This is a genomic window from Sphingobium sp. DC-2 (genome assembly GCF_000722555.1).
Classification (GTDB): Bacteria; Pseudomonadota; Alphaproteobacteria; order Sphingomonadales; family Sphingomonadaceae; genus Sphingobium; species Sphingobium quisquiliarum.
In genome coordinates this window covers 25,257-46,481 of record NZ_JNAC01000033.1, presented here as the reverse complement: position 1 = coordinate 46,481, position 21,225 = coordinate 25,257, and the positions used below count along the sequence as shown (strand labels likewise).

20 protein-coding genes and 1 pseudogene are annotated in these 21,225 nt (G+C 65.6%); 7 read left to right on the top strand and 14 right to left on the bottom strand.

All coding sequences use genetic code 11. The annotated features are described in order from the left end of the window. Positions 1 to 23 precede the first annotated feature (23 nt). Positions 24 to 1,100: a GNAT family N-acetyltransferase gene (locus ET21_RS0106025; RefSeq protein WP_030538949.1), complete on the top strand. Its 1,077-nt coding sequence runs from the start codon at positions 24 to 26 to the stop codon at positions 1,098 to 1,100. Here the strand turns inward: ET21_RS0106025 and ET21_RS0106020 are convergent. Continuing rightward, a complete protein-coding gene (locus ET21_RS0106020; protein ID WP_030538948.1) occupies positions 1,078 to 1,941 on the bottom strand; it encodes a cupin-like domain-containing protein in 864 nt (287 codons plus the stop codon). The genes ET21_RS0106025 and ET21_RS0106020 overlap by 23 nt on opposite strands. Next, complete coding sequence (locus ET21_RS0106015) at positions 1,938 to 3,068, bottom strand: GNAT family N-acetyltransferase (RefSeq protein ID WP_030538947.1); 1,131 nt, start codon at positions 3,066 to 3,068, stop codon at positions 1,938 to 1,940. Before ET21_RS0106015 ends, ET21_RS0106020 begins: the two co-directional genes overlap by 4 nt. Before the next feature lie 185 nt (positions 3,069 to 3,253). Here ET21_RS0106015 and ET21_RS0106010 point away from each other — a divergent pair, with 185 nt between their 5' ends. From ET21_RS0106010 to ET21_RS0105995, 4 genes are all read left to right on the top strand, one after another. Then, positions 3,254 to 4,252, top strand: a complete 999-nt coding sequence (locus ET21_RS0106010) for an NAD-dependent epimerase/dehydratase family protein (RefSeq protein WP_021238158.1) — start codon at positions 3,254 to 3,256, stop codon at positions 4,250 to 4,252. Between the two features lie 286 nt (positions 4,253 to 4,538). After that, positions 4,539 to 5,546 carry an SIS domain-containing protein gene (locus ET21_RS0106005; protein WP_030538946.1) on the top strand — a complete coding sequence of 336 codons (1,008 nt, stop codon included), beginning with the start codon at positions 4,539 to 4,541 and terminating at the stop codon, positions 5,544 to 5,546. Positions 5,547 to 5,551: 5 nt separating this feature from the next. Beyond that, the gene (locus tag ET21_RS0106000) at positions 5,552 to 6,355 is read left to right on the top strand and encodes a 3-deoxy-manno-octulosonate cytidylyltransferase (RefSeq protein ID WP_030538945.1); all 804 of its coding nucleotides are present in this window, start codon (positions 5,552 to 5,554) and stop codon (positions 6,353 to 6,355) included. Beyond that, on the top strand, positions 6,352 to 6,945 hold the full coding sequence (locus ET21_RS0105995; protein ID WP_030538944.1) for a histidine phosphatase family protein: 594 nt from the start codon (positions 6,352 to 6,354) through the stop codon (positions 6,943 to 6,945). Before ET21_RS0106000 ends, ET21_RS0105995 begins: the two co-directional genes overlap by 4 nt. A gap of 39 nt (positions 6,946 to 6,984) precedes the next feature. On the opposite strand, the gene ET21_RS0105990 is transcribed toward ET21_RS0105995, so the two are convergent. The 3 genes from ET21_RS0105990 to ET21_RS0105980 are packed head-to-tail and all read right to left on the bottom strand — an operon-like array spanning position 6,985 to position 8,816. After that, positions 6,985 to 7,530, bottom strand: coding sequence for an LptA/OstA family protein (locus ET21_RS0105990; RefSeq protein WP_030538943.1), 546 nt, complete (start codon positions 7,528 to 7,530; stop codon positions 6,985 to 6,987). 2 nt (positions 7,531 to 7,532) lie between these two features. Further along, positions 7,533 to 8,177 carry a hypothetical protein gene (locus ET21_RS0105985; protein ID WP_021238163.1) on the bottom strand — a complete coding sequence of 215 codons (645 nt, stop codon included), beginning with the start codon at positions 8,175 to 8,177 and terminating at the stop codon, positions 7,533 to 7,535. 21 nt (positions 8,178 to 8,198) lie between these two features. Beyond that, a complete protein-coding gene (locus ET21_RS0105980; RefSeq protein WP_030538942.1) occupies positions 8,199 to 8,816 on the bottom strand; it encodes a ribonuclease D in 618 nt (205 codons plus the stop codon). Between the two features lie 241 nt (positions 8,817 to 9,057). Between ET21_RS0105980 and ET21_RS28735 the strand changes: the two genes are divergently transcribed. Then, positions 9,058 to 9,870, top strand: coding sequence for a cold-shock protein (locus ET21_RS28735; protein ID WP_030538941.1), 813 nt, complete (start codon positions 9,058 to 9,060; stop codon positions 9,868 to 9,870). Positions 9,871 to 10,267: 397 nt separating this feature from the next. Here the strand turns inward: ET21_RS28735 and ET21_RS28375 are convergent. The 9 genes and pseudogenes from ET21_RS28375 to hflK form a co-directional block, all read right to left on the bottom strand. Further along, positions 10,268 to 10,369 (bottom strand): annotated as a pseudogene (locus tag ET21_RS28375) (IS630 family transposase); the annotation flags it as partial. Positions 10,370 to 10,678: 309 nt separating this feature from the next. Beyond that, positions 10,679 to 12,004 carry a cell wall hydrolase gene (locus ET21_RS0105965; protein WP_030538939.1) on the bottom strand — a complete coding sequence of 442 codons (1,326 nt, stop codon included), beginning with the start codon at positions 12,002 to 12,004 and terminating at the stop codon, positions 10,679 to 10,681. Between the two features lie 18 nt (positions 12,005 to 12,022). Beyond that, positions 12,023 to 12,952 (bottom strand): cysteine synthase A, encoded by a 930-nt coding sequence (gene cysK, locus ET21_RS0105960; RefSeq protein WP_021237020.1) that lies wholly within the window; start codon positions 12,950 to 12,952, stop codon positions 12,023 to 12,025. Further along, positions 12,949 to 14,253, bottom strand: a complete 1,305-nt coding sequence (locus ET21_RS0105955; RefSeq protein ID WP_030538938.1) for an MFS transporter — start codon at positions 14,251 to 14,253, stop codon at positions 12,949 to 12,951. The genes cysK and ET21_RS0105955 overlap by 4 nt, the downstream gene beginning before the upstream one ends. Before the next feature lie 99 nt (positions 14,254 to 14,352). Then, the gene (locus ET21_RS0105950; protein ID WP_030538937.1) at positions 14,353 to 14,760 is read right to left on the bottom strand and encodes a hypothetical protein; all 408 of its coding nucleotides are present in this window, start codon (positions 14,758 to 14,760) and stop codon (positions 14,353 to 14,355) included. 28 nt (positions 14,761 to 14,788) lie between these two features. After that, positions 14,789 to 16,423 carry a helicase HerA-like domain-containing protein gene (locus tag ET21_RS0105945; RefSeq protein WP_030538936.1) on the bottom strand — a complete coding sequence of 545 codons (1,635 nt, stop codon included), beginning with the start codon at positions 16,421 to 16,423 and terminating at the stop codon, positions 14,789 to 14,791. A gap of 122 nt (positions 16,424 to 16,545) precedes the next feature. Beyond that, positions 16,546 to 18,051 (bottom strand): Do family serine endopeptidase, encoded by a 1,506-nt coding sequence (locus tag ET21_RS0105940; RefSeq protein ID WP_030538935.1) that lies wholly within the window; start codon positions 18,049 to 18,051, stop codon positions 16,546 to 16,548. Between the two features lie 109 nt (positions 18,052 to 18,160). Then, on the bottom strand, positions 18,161 to 19,006 hold the full coding sequence (hflC, locus tag ET21_RS0105935; RefSeq protein WP_021237015.1) for a protease modulator HflC: 846 nt from the start codon (positions 19,004 to 19,006) through the stop codon (positions 18,161 to 18,163). Then, positions 19,006 to 20,127 carry an FtsH protease activity modulator HflK gene (hflK, locus tag ET21_RS0105930; protein WP_030538934.1) on the bottom strand — a complete coding sequence of 374 codons (1,122 nt, stop codon included), beginning with the start codon at positions 20,125 to 20,127 and terminating at the stop codon, positions 19,006 to 19,008. Before hflK ends, hflC begins: the two co-directional genes overlap by 1 nt. 73 nt (positions 20,128 to 20,200) lie before the next feature. On the opposite strand from hflK, the gene ET21_RS0105925 reads away from it, so the two are divergent. Next, a complete protein-coding gene (locus ET21_RS0105925) occupies positions 20,201 to 21,160 on the top strand; it encodes an Mrp/NBP35 family ATP-binding protein (protein ID WP_030538933.1) in 960 nt (319 codons plus the stop codon). The last annotated feature ends 65 nt before the right edge of the window (positions 21,161 to 21,225 follow it).

The following is a 21,225-nucleotide window of genomic DNA, read 5'->3' as shown; positions in this document are numbered from 1 at the left end:
CGCGGCTCTGCCACAAGGGGGCGATGGTCCTTACCGCCCGATTTTCGTCCCTCCCTGACCTTGTCAGTCTGGAAACCCGCTGGCGCGCGCTGGAGGCGGCGTCCGCCAGCAGCTTCTTCCTTGGCTGGACATGGACCGGCTGCTGGCTGGAAAGCTATGGCGTCCGTCCCGAACTGCTGACCGTCGCGGATCAGGAGGGCGGGGATGTCGCCCTCGCGCTGCTCGGCCATGCGATGATGCCGCGTCTGCTGGGCCGCTGCGCCACATTGTCGCTCAACCAGTCGGGCGATCCCGCCTCGGACCGGCCCTATGTCGAATATAATGGCCTGCTCGTGGCGAAGCCCAATGAGTGCGCAGCCGTCAGCGCCTTTCACGACGCCCTTGCCCGCAGGATGGACTGGCGCGCCCTTCGCCTGAGTGGCATCGTGCCCGCATCGCCCTTGTTGGGGATGCCTGCCCGCCGTTCTCTGCGCCTGGACCGCTCGCCCGTCTATCAGGTCGATCTGGACGCCGTCCGCGATGCTTCGGGCGATTATCTCTCGCTGCTCAGTTCCAATACGCGCAGCCAGATCCGCCGCGCGATCAAGGATCATGGCGGCGCGCTGCCCTCCATCACCCTTGCATCCTCCGCCGCGCAATCCGCCGCATGGATAGAGGAGATGCGCGTCCTGAACGAAGGGCGGCACAGCGACAATGCCTGGGCCGATCCGGCCTTCCGCCGTTTCGTCGCCCTGCTGGCCGATCGTGGCCGCGACAATGGGGAAGTCGAACTGCTGCGCTTCACCGCTGCGGATGGCGGCACGGTGGGGCTGCTCGTCAACTTCGTCTATCGCGGGCAGGCCATGAATTACCAGTCCGCCTTCGCGGCGCCCCGCTCGTCCAGGGACAAGCCGGGGCTGCTCTGTCACGCCGCGGCGGTGGCGCATTATGCCGGGCAGGGCCTCTCCCTCTATTCCCTGCTCGCGGGCAAGGACCGTTACAAGCAGAGCCTCGCCACGCGTGAAGAAGCGCTGGAATGGTGGGTGATCGAACGCTTTTCGCCGCGGCTTGAGGGTGAAGCGCTGCTGCGGCGTCTGTTCAGGCGCCCAGCTTCCGCATGACGCGATAGGCCAGCCGCCGCGCCCGCTGTCGTTCCGGTTGCGTACCGATCCGCGTGACCGGCAGCCCGCGCCGCCGCAACAACGCGTTCAAGCCATGTAGTTCACTCTCGGCTACGCTGCGCTCGGACCGCCATGTCACCGACAGGCTGATCGACACCGCAGGCCCGTTTTCGACGAAATGCGGGGCTTTCACCGGCACATGGATGGCTTCGCCCGGCCTCAGGGTGAAGGCTGTTCCACGGCCCCTGAAATGCTCGCGCCATTCAAGGTTGCGGTGCCCGCCAGCGTGGAAGGACTCGCTCTTGATCGCGGGCACCAGTTCCTCGTCTCCGGCAGGGAAGACGTTCATCACCTTCTCCCCCATGATCTGGAGCAGGATATTATGCTCCGGGTCCATGTGGAACGGCGTGACGCTGCCCGGCGACGTAAGGAACAGGAAGGCTTCCCGGTTCAGCATCGGCCCGGTCGCGCGCGCGACCAGCGGGGCCAGTTCTTCCAGCGCCTGGTCCAGCAGCGCGCCATAGGCGGGATCGCGCTCTACATTCTTCAGCACCGCCCAGCTGCCATTGGTTTCGATCGTGCGGATCGTCTCGTCCAGTGTCAGGCCGTTCGACGGCGTGTCTTCGGCGCGGATGCCCAGTGGCAGCTTGCCCAGATTATATTCGACCCTGGACGCAGGCATTCTCTCCGCCAGTTCGGCAATCGCCGGGATCGTCAGCAGTTCATGCCCTGTCAGTGCGTGATGCAGCTTTGCGGGCTGATCGGGATAGGCGCGCGCGAAATCGTCACGGGCGCTGCCGGGAAATGTCCGGGCGGCGGTAATCGGCTTGTAGGCGGTCATGATTGTCCCTTCATTCGGGCGGCAAGGGCTTCCGCGCCATTGGCCAGCGCGAAGGCAAGGCCCCGGCCCAGCCGGGCGAGGCCTCGCCCGTGCAACGCGATTCGATATTGGACGATGGTCCGCCGTTCGCCCCACAGGCTGTCGATCATCGGGTGATCGGCGGCGGCGCAACTGTCCATCCACTCGATGGCCGGGTCGCCCTGAACGGCGTGGAGGTTGGCGAGTTCGATGAGGACGCCGGGCGAAAAGCGGCCCAACTCTTCATCAAAGGCGATCTTGAAAGAAAACGCCCCGCTGCCGTGGCGGAAATTGGCCAGCATGGCGATCGCCCGTCCGTCAAGGTCGATGCGCAGCATGTGCAGCCGCCCTGCGTCGAAGGCGGCGGCGCAGGCGGCGCGGAAGAAGGCGGCGTCGCCTGCCCGGCATGCCAGAGCGGTGCCCTCGCGTCCCTTCCAGCCCGACGCTTCCAGCGCCAGAAAGTCCGCGCACCAGTGCGGCAGTTCGGCCCGATCCGTCAGCATCCGTTGCTCGACCGCGCCCATGTCTGCCAGCCGCTTTTGCAGGCGGCGGATTTCCTTGCGCTTCTTCGCGCGCACATGGGTTTCCCAATAGCGCTCCGCATCCAGTTCGGATCGCAGCATCGCCCGGTCATAGCGGTGCACTTCACGGCGGCCGCGCCGCTGCTCCACGCACAGCGCTTCGAGCGCGGCGGCATTGGCTCCCGCTGCGTCCAGCCCTTGCAGATGCAGGAAGCCCGGAGCCCATTCCGCCGCGTCCAGTTGCGCCAGAAGGCCGCGCCACGCCGCCATCTCCTGTCCCTTGCGAATCAGCGGCGCGCCGAAGAAGCAATGATCGTGCATCCAGTTGGCGGCGCAGGGCAGGGGCAGGCGGCCATGACTCGGCAGAACGACCACCGGAAGCAGCCCGATAAGGTCGCTGCCGTTGCACGATTCGATCAGGCGCACGGCCGGGACCTGCGCCAGATGATCAAGCGCCGCGCACAGCATGTCCGGCGCATAGAAAGCGTTCGCCTCCGCCGCGTCATTGGCCAGCGACGCCCAGCGCGCGCGTTGCGCCGGGCCGTGAGCGCGGCCGCTGATCGGAACCGGATGCGAAGCCATATCCATGGCTCCTCCCTTAGGCGGCAATGCTTAGGGAAAGACTAAATTGTCTAAATCGGCCAATCGCACAGCGCTTTTGGGGAAAGGCCTTTACATCGGCCGCAGGATTGTTTGTGAACGGCCATGACGCCTGATGGAAAGGGAATTTTGACGGTGAAGACTTCCATCCTGCCCTTCAAGCGGGCTGCCGCATGACTATCCTCGTGACAGGCGCGGCCGGGTTCATCGGCATGGCGGTTGCTGACCGGCTGCTCGCCGCAGGGCGGGCGGTGACCGGCATCGACAATATGAACGACTATTATGCCGTCTCGCTCAAGCGCGACCGCATCGCCACGCTGGCCGAGCGGCATGGAAAGCTCTTTACCTTCGCCGAGGCTGACTTTGCCGATATGGATGCGCTACAGGCGGCGCTGGCGGGCCAGACGGTGGAGGCCATCATCCATCTGGGCGCGCAGGCGGGCGTCCGCTATTCGCTCATCAATCCCCACGCCTATGTGCGGTCGAATTTGGCCGGGCACGTCAATATGCTGGAACTGGCGCGGGAGCGGCGGGTGCGCCACCTCGTCTACGCCTCATCCTCCTCGGTTTATGGCGGCAATGACAGCCTGCCTTTCCGGGTGGAGGACCGCGCCGACCATCCCGTCTCGCTCTATGCCGCGACCAAGCGGTCCGACGAGCTGATGAGCGAAACCTATGCGCATCTTTTCCGAATCCCGATGACAGGCCTGCGCTTCTTCACGGTCTACGGCCCATGGGGGCGGCCCGACATGGCGATGTGGATCTTCACCAGGAAGATATTGGCGGGTGATCCCATTCCGGTTTTCAACCACGGCCGGATGCAGCGCGACTTCACCTATATCGACGATATCGTCAGCGGCGTGATCGGCTGTCTCGATCATGCCCCGGCCGATGACGGATCGATCAAGGCGGGCGGCAGCCGTTCACCCCACCGGCTTTACAATATCGGCAATAATCGCCCGGAAGAGTTGATGCACCTCATCTCCGTCCTGGAGGATGCGTGCGGCCGCAAGGCGGAAATCGATTTCCAGCCGATGCAGCCGGGCGATGTCCCGGCGACCTTCGCCGACATCAGCGCCATTGCTCAGGACATCGGCTTCGCACCCGCCACCGCAATTGAAACAGGCGTGCCCCGCTTCGTGGCGTGGTATCGCGATTATCATCGCGAGTGACTGCCAAAAGCGCGGCACTACGCCGTTCATTCCAGAAAGTTCCGGCGACGGCCCGCTATCTGCTTCTTTGTTAAATGTGTGACAGTTTAGCCGCGCAATTTTTCGCCCTGTTTACAAATTGAATTGCCATCACCGTCCGAACAGTCCTATTCCCGCTTCAAGGTGCCGGCTTAGAGCCGGGACGGTCGCGGAATATGAGGTAAGGGCGGTTTGCCGATGGGCGATCCGCCGCCACGTAGCGTCAGCAGGATAACCGGCGGCGTTGCGGGGAAAAAAGGGCGTTTGCGTGTCTACAGTATCTAAGATCGTGCCTTTTGGCTCCGGCAGCCGGATCGTTGAAACCGCCAGCCGGACCTTGTCCACTGCGTCCCAGGGCATCAACGCGCTGGAAGCGAAATTTTCCGATCGCGATTTTGCGGCGATCTTCCTTCGGCTGGTCGGCGTGATCATGAATGTGCGCGGCCGCGTGATCGTGACCGGCATGGGCAAGAGCGGCATCGTCGCCCGCAAGATGACGGCGACATTGACGTCGACCGGGACGCCCGCCATCTTCATGCATCCGGCCGATGCGGGACATGGCGATCTGGGCATGGTGACGCCGGACGATGTCGTGCTGATGCTGTCCCATTCGGGCGAGTCGAACGAGCTTGGACCCATCATTCACTATTGCAAGCGCTTCGGCATTCCGCTGCTCGGCCTGACGGCGCGGGCGGGAAGCACGGTGGCTACGGCGTCTGATGTGTGCGTGCTCCTTCCCGCCGTCCGCGAAGCCTGCCCCAATGAACTGGCGCCGACCACGTCGACAACGGTGCAGATGGCCTTCGGCGATGCCCTGGCGATTGCTCTCATGGAGATGCGGGGCTTTTCGGCGGACGACTTCTATAAATTCCACCCCAATGGCAGCCTTGGCGCGCAGCTCCTCAAGGTGCGGGAACTGATGACGAAAGGGGAGGGTGTGCCTCGTGTGCGCGAAGACGCGTCGCTGCTGGACGCCACAATCGAAATGACGCGTGGACGGCTGGGCGGCACGGCTGTGGTTGATCAGAGCGGCGAACTGATCGGCGCGTTCACTGACGGCGACCTGCGCCGCACCGTAACCGGCACGCAGCATCTGACCGAGGCGGTGGGCCGCTACATGACGCCCACGCCCTTGAGCGTCGGGCCGGAAGAACTCGCGTCCGAAGCGCTGCGGCTCATGCATTTGCACAACATCACCCTGCTGTTCGTCTGCGAAGGCGGGCAATTGGTCGGCGCGATCCACATGCACGACCTGCTGAACGCCGGGGTAGCCTGAGCATCATCGTCGTCATTCCGGCGCGGGCAGGCTCCTCGCGTCTTCCCCGCAAGCCCCTGCGACTGATCGCGGGCCGCACGCTGCTGCACCGGACCATCGCCATGGCGCGCGCCGCGATCGGCGGTCTGGAAGATGCGGAATTGCTGGTCGCAACGGACGACCGGGAGATTGCGGACCATGCACGCGCCGCTGGCTGCGATGCGGTGATGACGGAAAGCGCCATCGCCACTGGCTCCGGGCGGGCGCTGGCGGCGGCGCTGCAAAGGCCCGTTCCGCCGCGCTTCGTCGTAAACCTTCAGGGCGATTCCCCCTTTCAGCCGCAAGCCGCCCTGCGATCGGTCATCGCGGCCCTGAAATCCGGCGCGGAAGTGGCAACGCCGGTGATCGCGCTGGATTGGGCAGCGCTCGACGCCTTGCGCGACCACAAACGCCGCTCGCCCTTCAGCGGGACGACCTGCGCCCGCGCCGTTGATGGCCGTGCGCTGTGGTTTTCCAAGGCCATCATCCCCGCTATTCGGGGGGAGGAGGCCCTGCGCACCAGCGATACCATGTCGCCGGTCTGGCGGCATGTCGGCCTTTATGGCTACACGCTTGACGCCCTGACGCGCTTTGAAAATGCTCCGGCGACCGCGCTGGAAACACTGGAAGGGCTGGAGCAGCTTCGCCTGCTGGAACTTGGCATTCCCATCACGACCGTACCCGTCGACCCGCCGCTGTTCGACAGTTCCGGCATCGATACGCCCGCCGATATCGACCGGGTAGAGGCGTTGATAGCCATCCATGGCGACCCCACCCCGCCGCTGCCATGACGCGGCGCATCTTCATCATCCGCCATGGCAACACGTTCGACAGCAGCGCCGAAGCCCGCCGGATCGGCGCGCTTACGGACATTCCGCTGGTCGAAAGCGGACGCGCGCAGGCGGATCGTCTTGGGTCCTGGTTCGCGGCGCGGCAGTTACCCATCCGCTGCATCCATAGCGGCCCGCTTCAACGGGCAACGGAAACGGCCGCCCGGATCGCGTCGGCGACAGGCCATGCGCTGGACGGCGCGCTGCCATGGCTCAATGAAATCAACCATGGTCCCGACGAAGGGCTGTCCGAAGCGCAGGTGCTTGCCCGGATTGGGCGGGAGGCGCTCGCCGATTGGGATGAGCGCGGCATCGCGCCTGATGGCTGGGTCGTGGATGCTCCTGCCCGGATTGCCGCCTGGAAGAGGTGGTTTGAGAAGGACGGTGACGGCATGGAGCTGCTGGTGACCAGCAACGGCGCGGCGCGCTTCGCCCTGCTCGCTCTGGGCTTGCCTTCCGCCTCGCTCAAGCTGCGCACCGGGGCCTTTGGCGAGCTTGCGGCGGAGCCAGATGGCAAGGTGCGGCTGATTCGCTGGGACGAACGTCCTTAACGCCACGTCGCCGCAAGCAGCAGCGGCGCGCGAATGCGCTTAGTTGCTACGCTGAGGCACGGTGAAGGTGCCGGACACGCGCCCGCCCGATCCGCTCGACACGCCCGGCGAGCCGCCCGATGAGCGTCCGTCCACGGTCGAACGCCCGCTGGTCAGGTCGATCACCAGCCGCCCGCCGGTCAGCCGGTTCGCTCCCTGCGTCAGGCTCACATTGCCGATCATGGTGATCAGCCGCCGGTTGAGGTCGTAAATGGCGACATTGCCGCGCGCGGTTTCATTGCCCTTCGTCACGACGACATTGCCCGTCGCGTCAATCCGATCGACCTCCACCCCGCTGCCGTTCGATCCATTGTTCCGGTACGCCACCGTCATGCGCGCCGCATTGAGCCGCATGCCCGCCTGCGTGACTTCGACATTGCCCGAAACCACGACGCGATCGGCGCGATCCTGCACCTCGATCCGGTCGGCGGTGAAGTTTACCGGGGCGTTGCTGTCGTGATTCTTGAGCACCTGCGCGCCCGCGCCAGCATAGAAAACGGCCGCACCCAGCGCGCCAGCCGACAGCAGGATCAGCGATCTCTTCATCACTACCGCCCTTTGAGGCCATTTTGTTCGATGCGCAAGCTCGCCCTGCCCTGTAGCGTCACGGTGCGCGCATTGAGGTCGGCCTCCAGATGGTCGCCGCTGAACGTGCCGATGGGGATGCGGCCATCGACGCGTCCCGCGCTGCGCATCTTCCGCGTCTTGAGGTCTATCCCAACGTCCCGCGTTGTCAGCCGGTATCCGCCCGCTGCCTGGAACTGCACCGGGCCGTCCACCGCCACGCGTTCGCTGTCCATGTCGTAACGGCCCTTGCGCGCGTTCAGCACGGCGGGGCCTTCCGGCAGGAGGATGCGCGCGGACATATCGTTCAGGTCGACCACAGGCTCGCGCGAGCTTTTCTGCACCGCCGATCCGGCGCGCAGCGAGAAGGGCTGGCCCTTGCTGTCCTCGCCCCGGTAGAGCGCTTCGGTGACGCGCATGCGTTCCTGCGCCACCTCCACCTTGTTCTTGTCGAGCACGAAGCTCACCTTGTCGCCGCCCAGGAACGGCGCGGTCGCCAGCAGCGCGGCCAGCACCCCGACCGCGATCGGCAGCCAGTTTTTGAGCATGCCCACCAGCCGGTCATGGCTACCCCCCGGCAGGGCCCAATGCCGCCGCGCATGACGTTGCTTTTCCGCCTGGATGGACATGGAGCGCTTGCTTCCTGCCTTTTACATATGGGCGAAGATGTCGATCTCCGGCCAGCCCGCCAGGTCCAGTTCGGCCCTGTGAGGGAGGAAATCGAAACAGGCCTGCGCCAGTTCCATGCGGCCCTCGCGGATCAGCCGCTTGTCCAGTTCCGCCTTCAACTGGTGAAGGTAGCGCACGTCCGACGCCGCATAATCCTTCTGCGCGTCCGACAAGGCGGGTGCGCCCCAATCGCTCGACTGCTGCTGCTTGCTGATTTCCTGCCCCAGCAGTTCGCGCACCAGCTCCTTAAGGCCATGGCGGTCGGTATAGGTGCGGATCAGGCGCGATGCGATCTTCGTGCAATAGACGGGCGCCGCCACCACGCCCAGATAATGGCGGATGGCAGCGATGTCGAAGCGGCCGAAATGATAGAGTTTCAGCCTGCCGGGATCGCCAAGCACGGCGCGCAGATTGGGGGCGGCATAATCGCTGCCGGGGCCAAAGCGCACCAGATGCTCGTCACCGTGCCCGTCGCTGATCTGCACCAGGCATAGCCGGTCGCGCGGGGTGATAAGGCCCATGGTTTCGGTATCGACGGCGACGGGGCCGGGGGCGAGGACGCCTTCGGGCAGGTCCTCTTCATGAAAGTGAACGGTCATGGACCCCCTCTATGGCCAAAGCCGCTGCAACTCAATCAACCCTTTTGATCGCGAGTGAAACTGTAACGCGCCCGCCGCCCACGCAATTGTGGCGGCAATCGGGCTAAAATCATTCGCGCCCCGGAGAAAAGTTGATATAGTGATTCTCAAACCCGCATCCTTGCGGTGGATTCTGCATGTCATTTCGCCCGGCATGTTTGTCCGATTTAGTCTTGGGCGAAGCGAAAGTGACCAACAGGGCATGAGTTTTGATAGAGGTCGCCGCGGCGGGCGCGGCAAGGACAAGCGCGACGGTTTCGGCGACGACAATTTCTATGGCGGCGATCGCGGCGGTTTCGGTGGTGGTTTCGATCGCGGCGGTTTCGGCGGTGATCGTGGCGGGTTCGGTGGCGGCGACCGCGGTGGCTTCGGCGGCGGTGGCGGCGGAGGCGGCTTCCGCAGCGGCGGTGGCGGCTTCGGCGGTGGTGGCGGCGGCTTCGGCGGCGGCCGTGGCGGCGGCATGCCGGCCCAAGTCGTTGGCGAAGGCACCGGCGTTGTCAAATTCTTCAATGGTCAAAAAGGCTTTGGCTTCATCGTCCGTGACGATGGCGGCGAAGACGTGTTCGTTCACATCAGCGCTGTCGAACAGGCTGGCCTGACGGGTCTGGCGGAAGGCCAGCCGCTGGGCTTCACCCTGGTGGATCGCGGCGGCAAGGTGTCGGCGACCGACCTCAAGATCGAAGGCGAGCCGCTCCCCGTTCAGGAACGCGCCCCGCGCGAGCCCCGAGCAGGCGGCTTTGGCGGTGATCGTGGCGGCTTCGGCGGCGGCGATCGCGCCCCGCAGCGCCAGCTGACCGGCGAGCGCGCCAGCGGCACGGTCAAGTTCTTCAACGCCATGAAGGGCTTCGGCTTCATCCAGCGCGACGATGGACAGCCCGACGCATTCGTCCACATCAGCGCCGTCGAACGCGCAGGCATGTCCGCCCTCAATGAAGGCGATCGCCTGGACTTCGAACTGGAAGTCGACCGCCGCGGCAAATATGCGGCCGTCAATCTCCAGTCGAAGGCCGACTGATAAACCACCCGCCCGCTTTCGCGGAGAGGATAGAAGGGGTCGCCTGCCCGGCGGCCCCTTTTTTATTGAGTGAAGTAGAAGCTTTGAAGCGGGTTTTTCAAGGAGAGCCTGTCCCGTCAGGCTAAGCCCTTTCCGGCAGGGACAAGAGCCCGGTTTCGCAGCTTGACCAGCTTATCAAGATCCGCTTGTTTTATTCTAATGCTTCGCAGGAGCAGTTGGTTGTGATCTGATCAAGGCGAATTGCGGGGCTGTGGTGCGTAGGCTGCCCTTGCCCATGCGGCCGCTGGGTACAAACTCGCAAAGCCGCTCCAATCGATCATCTGGAGTCTGTCTTGATCGGATTGAGGCATAGCCGCTGTTCCTGAGGTAGTTTGCGGATTCGTCGAGGGGGGAAAGCATCGAGCAGTTGGCCGACGCGCTGCCAATTGGCCTCGACCGTGCGTTCCGCGGCCTTGCGCAGGAGCAGCTTTAGCTTGGCAAAGACCTGCTCCAGAAGCGGCTCGCTTTCCCCGACAGCCTCCAAAGGCCAGAGGTGAAATCAGAAACAAACCCATGAATGCCTGGGATCGATCGGCATTCAGGAGATGATGTGACGAGTCGAAGGCAAGCGTAGCTAAAATCGGGTTTTCGTGACCCGGCGCGCAGCGCGCTCAGGATATGCGGGCACCGTAAGCGAAGAATCGCCATTTGCAGGCCGCCCAGAACTCCATGCCGGTCAGTCCTGGAAGTCATTACAGCCTGCACCTGCCATGGCCGGGTTGAGCCTATCGAAGCCCGTGTGAGCCGTAAGTCAACATCCGCGTCCAATTCACTCGCTGGTTTTTCCAGCCAGTCCCACCATCGGCGGAACGATCGTCACGGTTTCGAACCGCTCCTTGCGCCTTACGCCGGTGAGCGGGGGCGGGGCGGTTGCCTGTTCCACCGGCACCCGCTGGCGCATGCATTCCGCCTTGTTCTCGCGCGGGGTTTGCGTGCAGTTCCATAGCGCGCGTTGCAATCCGGTGGCGGCATTGTGGATATAGGCGAAGGTCATGCTTTCCATCTGGTCGCCGGTCAGCGGAAGGCCGGAGGGCGCGCCGCCCGCACGCCATGCCATGATCCGGCATTCGGGTCGCCCGGCGCAGAAGGTCTGCGCCATGGCAGGCCAGTTGGCGGGCAGGCTGTCGCGGCTCAGTTCGACCAGAAAGCTTTTCGCCCCCGGCGCGATCGTGATCAGCCGCGCGCCCGCCATCATCCGCCCGACTGAGTCCGCGCCGATCGCCTGCTGGGGCTTGGCCGCCAGTTCGGCCAAGCCTCCGCCCGGCAGCAGCGTAGGCGGCAGGCCAGCGATCATCACGCCATCGGCCTGATGCGCGGAGGAGAAGCGGGCGATGCGGGGGATGACCGGCTCGCCCGCCGCCTTGCCCAGACGGAAGGCGGGCGGGGTTCCCCACCAGCCGCGCCAGCGGAAGAAGAGATGGGTGCCGACCGCCGTGATCTTGTCCAGGCTGCTGCTCCAATAGGGAACGACCCAGTCGGTATGATAATGGGTGGCATAGCCGACCGGCTTGAACACCTTGCCCGCCAGCGCCGCCCGCGCAATCTCCCGCGCGCGGTCCCATGCCGCCTGGCTGGGCGAGCGGGCCAGCGCGCCGTCGCAGGTGAAGGTGAACTGGCAGCCGGTGGACCTTTCCTGACCCTGGAACACCACGCCGCACACGGTTTTCGGAAAGGCCGGATGCCGCACCCGGTTCAGCACCACCTGAGCGACGGCGCGCTCGCCGATGGCGTCGTCACCGGCTTCATAAAGCTGCGCCGCCGCCAGACAATCGACCGCGCGCGCCTGATCCACCGGCGTTCCGGAAAAGATGAAGGGCCGCGCCGCAGGGTTGGGCAGGCGGGAAAAGGGGATGGCGGCGTTGAAGGCGCGGGCCTGATCGCGGTTCAACTCGTAAAGCTCGACGGGCTGCACCGCAGGCGGCGGTGTTGCCGGACGGCGGACCCGCACCTTTTCCACCAGGGTCAGGCCGGAGGCGCGGACGGCAGGGCTGCGCGCCTCCCACCCGGCGACCGCAAGGGGCAGACCGGCGAACAGCATGAACCATATCAGCCACATCGCGGGATGCGGCCGGGCCATGGGTGAAGCGTCGATCATGCCCGCTCCGGCGCGATCCTATTCGGGCAGGAAGTCAGGCACCGACAAATAGCGTTCGCCGGTATCATAGTTGAAGCCCAGAACGCGGCTGCCCGCGGGCAGTTCCTTGAGCTTCTGCGCGATCGCCGCCAGCGTCGCGCCGGACGATATGCCCACCAGCATGCCTTCTTCGCGGGCGGCGCGGCGCGCATATTCCTTGGCGTCGGCCGGATCGACCTGAATGACGCCGTCCAGAAGCTGGGTATGCAGGTTCGCCGGAATGAAGCCGGCGCCGATGCCCTGTATGGGGTGCGGCCCCGGCTGCCCGCCGCTGATGACGGGGGACAGGGTCGGCTCCACCGCATAGACCTTGACGTTCGGCCACAGCTTCTTGAGCACTTCCGCCACGCCGGTGATGTGGCCGCCGGTGCCGACGCCGGTGATCAGCACGTCGATCGGGCTGTCGGCGAAGTCGGCCGCGATCTCCTGCGCCGTGGTGCGGACATGCACGTCGATATTGGCGGCATTTTCAAACTGTTGCGGCATCCAGGAACCGGGCGTCTGCTCCACCAGTTCCAGCGCCCGTTCGATCGCGCCCTTCATCCCCTTTTCGCGCGGCGTCAGGTCGAAGGTCGCGCCATAGGCCAGCATCAGGCGGCGGCGTTCGACCGACATGCTTTCGGGCATGACCAGCACCAGCTTGTACCCCTTGACCGCCGCGACCATGGCCAGACCGACGCCGGTATTGCCGGACGTGGGTTCGATGATGGTGCCGCCGGGCTTCAGGTCGCCCGATGCTTCGGCCGCTTCGATCATGGACAGGGCGATGCGGTCCTTGATCGACCCGCCCGGATTGGAGCGTTCCGACTTGATCCAGACTTCGGTGCCGTCCGGCGCATCGCCGAACAGGCGGCTTACGCGGATATGCGGCGTGTTGCCGATGGTTTCGAGAATGTTGGCAGCTTTCATGTGGCCTTCTCCTGGCTGATGTCGGCCTCCCTCATGTCGGGTGGGTCGAAGGTACGTGCAAGGCGCAGCTCTGGAAAGAGTCGCGCCCATAAGAGCGTGATGATGATAGCGCCAACGCCCCCGCCGATCACTGCGGCGATGGGGCCGACCAGCGCGGCGAGGAAGCCCGATTCCGCTTCCCCCAGTTCGTTGGAGGCCGATATGGTGAGCTGCGACAGGCTGGACACGCGGCCGCGCATGGCGTCGGGCGTATGAAGCTGGATCAGCGACTGGCGCACATAGACCGATACCATGTCCGCCGCGCCCAGCATCACCAGCGCGGCGATGCCGACCTCCATGGAAATGCTGGACGGCATGAAGGCGGTGCAGCCGAACAGGATGGTGGACAGGCCGAAGATGACCACGGCCGCCAGCATTTTCAGGCCGACCTCCCGCTGCATGGGCCGGATGGAGAAGAACAGCGCCGTCACCCCCGCGCCGATGGCGGGGGATGCGGCGAGATGGCCAAGACCCCTGGACCCCACATGCAGGATGTCGCGCGCATAGACGGGCAGCAGCGCCGTCGCCCCTGCCAGCAGCACCGCGAACAGATCCAGGGTGATGGTGGCGAGCACCAGCCGGTTGGAGCGGACATAGGCGAAGCCGTCTATCATCTGCCGGATGGGATGGCGGCTGGTGTCGCGCGGCGGCTGCGGCACCGGGCCGATCAGCATCATGCCGCTCAGGGCCAGAACGAACAGCCCCGATGCGACGGCATAAGCGCCCCACGGCTCTATCGCATAGGCATAGCCGCCCAGGGCAGGGCCGGCGATCATGCCGGTCTGCCACGCCACGCTGGAAATCGCTATGGCGTTGGGCAGCACTTCGCGCGGCACGAGATTGGGGGCGAGCGCGGAATAGGCTGGCCCGTTGAACGCGCGGGTGATGCCAACGATAGCGGCGATGCCGAAGATCAGCGGCAGGCTGACCCACCCTTCATAGGTGGCGATCGCCAGCACGCCTGACGCCGCGATCAGGACGAGCAGGGTGATGCGCGAAATATAGCGCCTGTCGAAATGATCCGCGACCCAGCCGGTCAGCGGCGTCAGGAAAAAGAGCGGAAGGAACTGCGCGAGGCCGATGAGGCCAAGCTGCGCGGCGGCGCCCGATGTGCTCATCGTGCCGCGCGCGATATTATAGGCCTGCCAGCCCAGGATGATCATCATCGCATATTGCGCCAGCACGGCAGCAAAGCGGCTGAGCAGATAAGCGCGGAAATTGCCGAAGCGCAGCGGATGGCGCGGATGGGCGTGAGCCGTCATGCGCTATCCTTTGCCCTTGCTCCACCCGATAAGCAACTCGCCTGGTAGAGAAGGCGCGCAGCGTTTCTTTTCAAAGGGAAGGCGCTGCTTCGCGCCCGCTCATCTTTCCGGGTCGACCAGGATGCCGCTCACCGATCCATTGCGGACCGAGCAGATGAAAGGCACGGAACGCAAGCCGCCATAGGGGCCGACCTCGCCCTCGACCTCCCATCCGGTCGACATGGAACTGGCCCTTGGCTTGCCCAGAATGGCGGCCCCCGGTCCGGCCTGCTCGCGCGCCTTGGCGGCGCAGGCGCTGCTCGCCGCCCCGGCCGTGCCGATCGGGCCATAGCCGGGGGAGGCGTAAGGCTGCCTCTTCGCGTCGCGCTCCGCCTGACGGTCCCTCGCGATCTCGCTGACGATCGCGGCGTCCGCGGCGCGGCGCAGTTCGCGGCCCGACTGAGCCATGGCGGGCAGGGCAAAGCCCAGCATCACCACGCCGCCCGCCATCATCATCGTCATGCGCATCGGTCTTCTCCCCCATTTTAGACATGCCTTAGCGGAACAGCCCGCCCAATATGCCGCGAACCAGCCGTCCGGCCAGACCGCCCGATGATGACGAGCGCCGCGACGATCCGCCGAATACGGCGCGGCCGATCTCGTTCGCGACCTGCCGTCCGACCGACGATGCGGCGGAGCGGGTGGCGGACTGGACCGCCTTGTCGAATGCCGACGGCTTGGCGGCTTCCCGCGCGGCGGCGGCGTCGCGGCGCGCCTGCTCCTTGAGTTCGGCGGCGCGCTGCTTCGCCTCGACCCTGGCTTGCGCGGCGGCGGCCTTTTCGCTCTCCGCCTGCGCCTTGGCGGCCTGCGCCGCTGCGGCGGCCGCCTCGCCCCGTGCCGCCAATATCTCCTCGGCCGATTCGCGATCGACCGCCGCGTCATATTTGTCCGCGCAGGGAGAGATGGACTGGATGATGGCCCGTTCCTTGGCGTCCACCGGCCCCAGGCGCGATCGTGGCGGGGCGATCAGCGTCCGCTGCACGATGCCGGGCGAGCCATCCTCCTGTAGCAGCGAGACCAGCGCCTCGCCGACCTTGAGTTCGGTGATCGCGGTCGCGACGTCCAGATCCGGATTGATCCGGAATGTTTCCGCCGCCGCCTTGATCGCCCGCTGGTCGCGGGGGGTGAAGGCGCGCAGGGCATGCTGGATGCGGTTGCCAAGCTGGCCCGCCACCTCCTGGGGAATGTCGATCGGGTTCTGCGTCACGAAATAGACGCCCACGCCCTTCGACCGGATCAGGCGGACCACCTGCTCGATCTTGTCGGTCAGCGCCTTGGGCGCGTCGTCGAACAGCAGATGGGCTTCATCGAAGAAGAAGACGAGCACCGGCTTGTCCGGGTCGCCAGCTTCGGGCAGCGTTTCGAACAGTTCGGACAGCAGCCACAGCAGGAAGGTGGCGTAGAGCCTGGGGCTCTGCATCAGCTTGTCGGCCGCGAGGATGTTCACATAGCCGCGGCCCTGATCGTCCACTTTCAGGAAATCATGGATGTCGAGCGCGGGTTCGCCGAAAAAATGATCGCCGCCCTGGCTTTCAAGCTGCAACAACTGCCGCTGGATCGCGCCGACGCTGGCCTTGGTGACATTGCCGTACCGGGCGGACAATGTGTCGGCATTCTCCGCGCAATAAGCGAGCATCGCCTGAAGATCGCCCAGGTCGAGCAGCAGCAGGCCTTCCTCGTCGGCATATTTGAAGGCGATCGACAGCACGCCTTCCTGCGTTTCGTTAAGGCCCATCAGCCGGGACAGCAGCAGCGGCCCCATTTCGCTGACGGTGGTGCGGATCGGATGGCCCTGCTCGCCATAAAGGTCCCAGAAGATGGCGGGATTATCGGCATAGCTGTAATTTTCGATGCCGATTTCCTGCGCGCGGGCGACCAGCTTGTCCGCATTCTTCGCGGTCGGCGATCCCGCCATGGCGATGCCCGACAGGTCGCCCTTCACATCGGCCAGGAACACAGGGACGCCGCGCGCGGAGAAGCTTTCGGCGATGCCCTGCAAGGTGACGGTCTTGCCCGTGCCGGTCGCGCCGGTGATCAGCCCGTGCCGGTTGGCGCGGCGCAGGTTCAGTATCTGCGGGACGCCGCCGTCCTTTTCCGGCGCGCCAAGACCGATGAAGATGCCCTCGCTCATTTCCCCCTCGTCCCCCTCATGTGGTTCGAGCCGCGCCTGCCGGTGACGGCTTCCACACTATAGGGAAGCGCGTCATCGCGGCAAGCGCGGCTCGTCATGATCCGTCTGGCGTCAAGCAGTCCTTATTTGTCGCGCAGGCGCACCGGCAGGAACACGGGCGGCTGGCCGCGCCGCAGCACCTGCAACAGGATGGCGTTGCGGCCCTGCGCCGCCACCTGCTTGACCTGGGCGTCGAGGTCCGCCTGGCTGGCGACCGGGCGGTTGTTCGCCGTGATGATCACGTCGCCCCGGCGCAGCCCCTTGGCGCCCGCGTCGGTCGATCCGTCCACGGCGGTGATCACGATGCCGCGCGTGTCGGCCGCGATGCCAAGCTGGCGCGTGATGCCGGGCGTCAGCGGGATGGCGGAGATGCCGAGCGACTGCTGGCTCGCCTGCGGGCTGGAGGAAGGCGGCTGCTGCTGGCTGAAATCGTCATCCTGCTGTTGCACGAAGCTGTTCAGCTCGTCTTCCGAAGGCCGCTCGCCCACCACGGCGGTGACGGTCTGGCGCTGGCCGTTGCGGATGATGACGATCGGCACGCGCGCGCCGATCGGCTGGTTGGCAACGATGGACGAGAGATTCTGGTCCGGCGTCACTTCCTGGCCAGCGACGCTGACGATCACGTCGCCCGCCTTGATGCCCGCACGATCCGCGCCCTTGCCCGGCTCGACGCCCTGCACGAATTCGCCCCGGTTCTTGGCAAGGCCCAGCGAATCCGCCAAGTCTTCGCCCAGCGGGCTGATCTGGATGCCCAGATAGCCGCGCTTGACGCTCTGCCCCTTGCGCAGCGTCTCCACGATCGGAGCGGCCTGTTCGGACGGGATGGCGAAGCCGATGCCGACATTGCCGCCGGAAGGGGACAGGATCTGGCTGTTGATGCCGATCACATTGCCGCGCATGTCGAACATCGGGCCGCCGCTATTGCCCTGGTTGATCGACGCGTCGGTCTGGATGAACTTGTCGTAGGTGCCGCCGGTGCCGCGATGCACCGCCGAAATGATGCCCGCCGTCACCGTGCCCGACAGGGCGAAGGGGTTGCCGATGGCGATGACCCAGTCGCCCACGCGCGCCTTGGTGCTGTCGCCGAACTTGACGAAGGGCAGGGGCTTCTTCGCATCGATCTTGAGCACGGCGATGTCGGTCGCCGGGTCGCGCCCCACCAGCCGCGCGCTATATTCCTCGCGATTGGTGAGCGTCACCGTGATGGAATCGACCGACGCGCCCTCCGCGCCCGCGGACACGACATGGTTGTTGGTGACGATATATCCGTCAGACGAGATGATGAAGCCCGAACCCAGCGACTGCGCCTGCCGCGTCTGCGGCTGGTTGCCGCCCATGCCGAACAGTTCGCCAAAGGGCGTGCCTGCGAAGGGGTTCTGCACTTGCACGCGCTGCTTGGTCGAAATGTTGACGACGGCCGGTTGCAGCTTTTCCACCATGTCGGCGAGGCTGGCGGGCGCGCCTGCTGGCGCGGCGGCCTGCATGCCTTCATTCTGCGCGGTCTGCGCGCCGACATTCGGGCTGGAGGTTACGGCGATGGCGGTGCCGCCGAGCAGCAGGGCGCCGGTGATGGCATAAGCGTAACGCACTCGTAACGGTCCTCTCATGAACTTGCGGAAGGAAGGGCGGACTCCGCGAGAATGGGGATGCGCCGCCCTGCCTTAACCCTCATTGAATGACGCTGGTTCCGTAATGATTCTAGCGGCCCTGAAACTGTTTCAGGAACTCATTGTCGCGTGAAAGCACCATGCTTGTCGACCCCTGCCGGTCCGTGGCGAAGGTGTAGCGATAGGCCTGCATCGCGCGGTAGAAATCATAGAATTGCGGGTCCTTGCCAAAGCTTTCGGCATAGATGCGCGCGGCGTTGGCGTCCGCTTCCGCCCGGATGATCTGCGCCTGCTTCGCGCCCTGCGCCCGGATGGTCAGGGCCTCCTGCTCGCGCGCGGTGCGCATGCGGGTGAACGCGCTTTCCAGCGGCGCGCCATCGGGAAGGTCGGCGCGCTTGATCCGCACGTCAACGATCTGCGCGCCATATTGGCGAGCGACGCGGTTCAGCCCGGCCTCGATATTGTCCATGACCTGCCCGCGTTCGGGCGAGAGCAGCGCGGCGAAGGGCCGCTTGCCCAGCTCGTTGCGCAGGGCCGAGCCCAGGATCGGGCGCAGCGCGTCGGACACGCGATCCTCGTTGCCCGCCGCGATATACATGCGCAGCGGATCGACGATGCGGTAGCGGGCGAAGGCGTCCACCTGGAGCCGCAGCTGATCGGTGGAGAGCACCTGCTGCCGTTCCATCTCCACCGACAGCACGCGCTTGTCGATCCAGACGATCTGGTCGATGAACGGCCAGCGCAGGATGACGCCCGCGCCCGTCTTGCCGAAATCCTCGTTCGGGCGGTAGCGGTTGATGATCTTCTTGGGATCGCCGAAGCGGACGATCACGCCCTGCTTGGTTTCAGGCACGATCGCCACGGTGCTGCCGATCAGCAGCAGCAGGGCGATGGCGGACAGGGCAAGCGCGACCGGGTGACGCAACAGGGCGGGCATTATTGTTCCTCCCCGGCTGCGGCGGCGGCATTGGGCGCGGCCTGCTGCGCCCGGCGCTTCAATTCGGGAAGCGGCAGGAACGGCGTGACATTGCCGCTTTCGACGATCGTCTTGTCGACGTTGGACAGGACGCCCTCCATGGTTTCATAATACATGCGGCGGCGCGTGACGTCCGGCGACAGCCTATATTGTTCATAGACCTTGTCGAACGCAGCGGCCTCGCCCTGCGCCTTGGCCGTCACCTGCTGCGCGGCGGCGCGGGCTTCGTTGAGATAGGTCTGCGCGGTCTGCTGCGCGGCGGACACGGCCTTGAACGCGTCGTTGACGGCGGTCGGCGGGTCGGCCTGCTTGATGGCGACGCCCTGCACGCGGATGCCCGACCTGTAGCTGTCGAGTATCTCCTGCATCCGCTGCTCGACCTGCTGCTCTATCTCCGTGCGGCCGGCGCCCAGCGCATCGTCCAGGCTGACGCTGGCGACGACAGAGCGCATGGCGCTTTCGGCGACTTCCCGCACGGTGGCGTCGGGATCGGACAACTGGAACAGGTAGAGTTCCGGGTTGCGGATGTTCCAGCGCACCGAATAGGCGAGGTCGATGATGTTCTGATCGCCCGTCAGCACCAGATTTTCGCTCTGCGCGCTGGCCGACCCGATGTCGATCGCGCGGATTTCCTCCACATCGACGGTGGTCACATTTTCCAGCGGCGCGGGCAAAGTGAGGCTGATCCCCGGCGAGAGCGTGCGGCTATATTTGCCCAGCAGCGTGACGACGCCGCGCTCCTGCGGGCCGACGCGGTGGAAACAGGTCAGGACCAGCCACAGCAGGACGAGTATGCCGACCGCCGCGGGCCACAATGCCCTGCCGCTGGGCCGGGGCGGCATGTTGCCGAAGCCGCCGCCGCCCTGGCCGAAGCTTTCCCGGCTGCGGCGCAGAAGCTCCTCGATCGCGGAAGGCCCCTTCGGCCCCGAAGGCCGTCCCGGTTGCGTCCAGGGATTGCGCGGACCGCCGTCATTGCCCTTGCCCGGTCCGTCATTTCCATCCGAACCCCCGCCCTTGTTGCCCCAGGGACCCTGGGCCATGGCGCTCCTGATGCCCGGCATCCACCCGAAAAATCTTCTCATTCCGTCTCTATAGGAAGGCTGGCTGGTGAAAAACAGTGCCCTTCGCAACGAATATTGCCTAGAGGGCGCAGTCATGACCGATCTTGAGAGTTTCGCCGCCCGCTTGAAGACGCTGTCGGACGGACGCGCCAGCACCCCGCGCGTCAAGGATGGCGTGATGACCCTGGCGCTTGACGTCGGCGGCCTTTCCGCCGGGCAGCGCGATGCGGTGGCGGCCGCGATCCGGGAGGGCGGGCTGACGGTCCCCGGCGTCACCGATGTCCGCATCGCGATGACGGCGGAGCGCAAGGCGATGCGGATCATCGCCGTCGCGTCCGGCAAGGGCGGGGTGGGCAAGTCCACCTTGTCGGCGAACCTTGCCGTCGCCTTGAAGCGGATGGGCTTTTCCGTCGGGCTGGTCGATGCGGATATCTACGGGCCGTCGCAGGCGCGGCTGATGAACAGCGAGGACAGGAAGCCCGAAGCCAGGGACAAGCGCCTGATCCCCGTGGACAGCCCGCTGGGCATTCCCATGCTGTCGATGGCGCATCTGGTCGATCCGGGCAAGGCGCTCGCCTGGCGCGGGCCGATGGCGGGCAATGCCCTGTCGCAACTGATCGATGCCGAATGGGGCAGCGCGGAAGTGCTGATCGTCGACATGCCCCCCGGCACCGGCGACATCCAGTTGTCGATGGTGCAGAAGCACAAGCCCGCGGGGGCCGTGATCGTGTCGACGCCGCAGGACCTGGCGCTGATCGATGCCCGCCGCGCCGTCAGCCTGTTCGAACAGACGCAGGTGCAGCTGATCGGCCTGGTGGAGAATATGGCCGGTTACAGCTGCCCGCATTGCGGCGGGATTTCCGATCCCTTCGGCGCTGGCGGCGCGGAGGCGGCGGCCGCGCAGCTTGGCATGGATTTCCTTGGCCGCATTCCGCTGGCCATCGACATTCGCGTGCGGTCCGACGCGGGCGACCCGCCTGCCGCTGGCGAAGGGGCCGCCGGGCAGGCTTTCCACGCCGTCGCGCAGAAGGTCGCGGACTGGCTGCGCGCCTGACCGGCGGCGGGCAGCGATGGCGGAGCAAGGGGGCGGCAGGGCAAGGGAACGGATCGGCCGCCTGC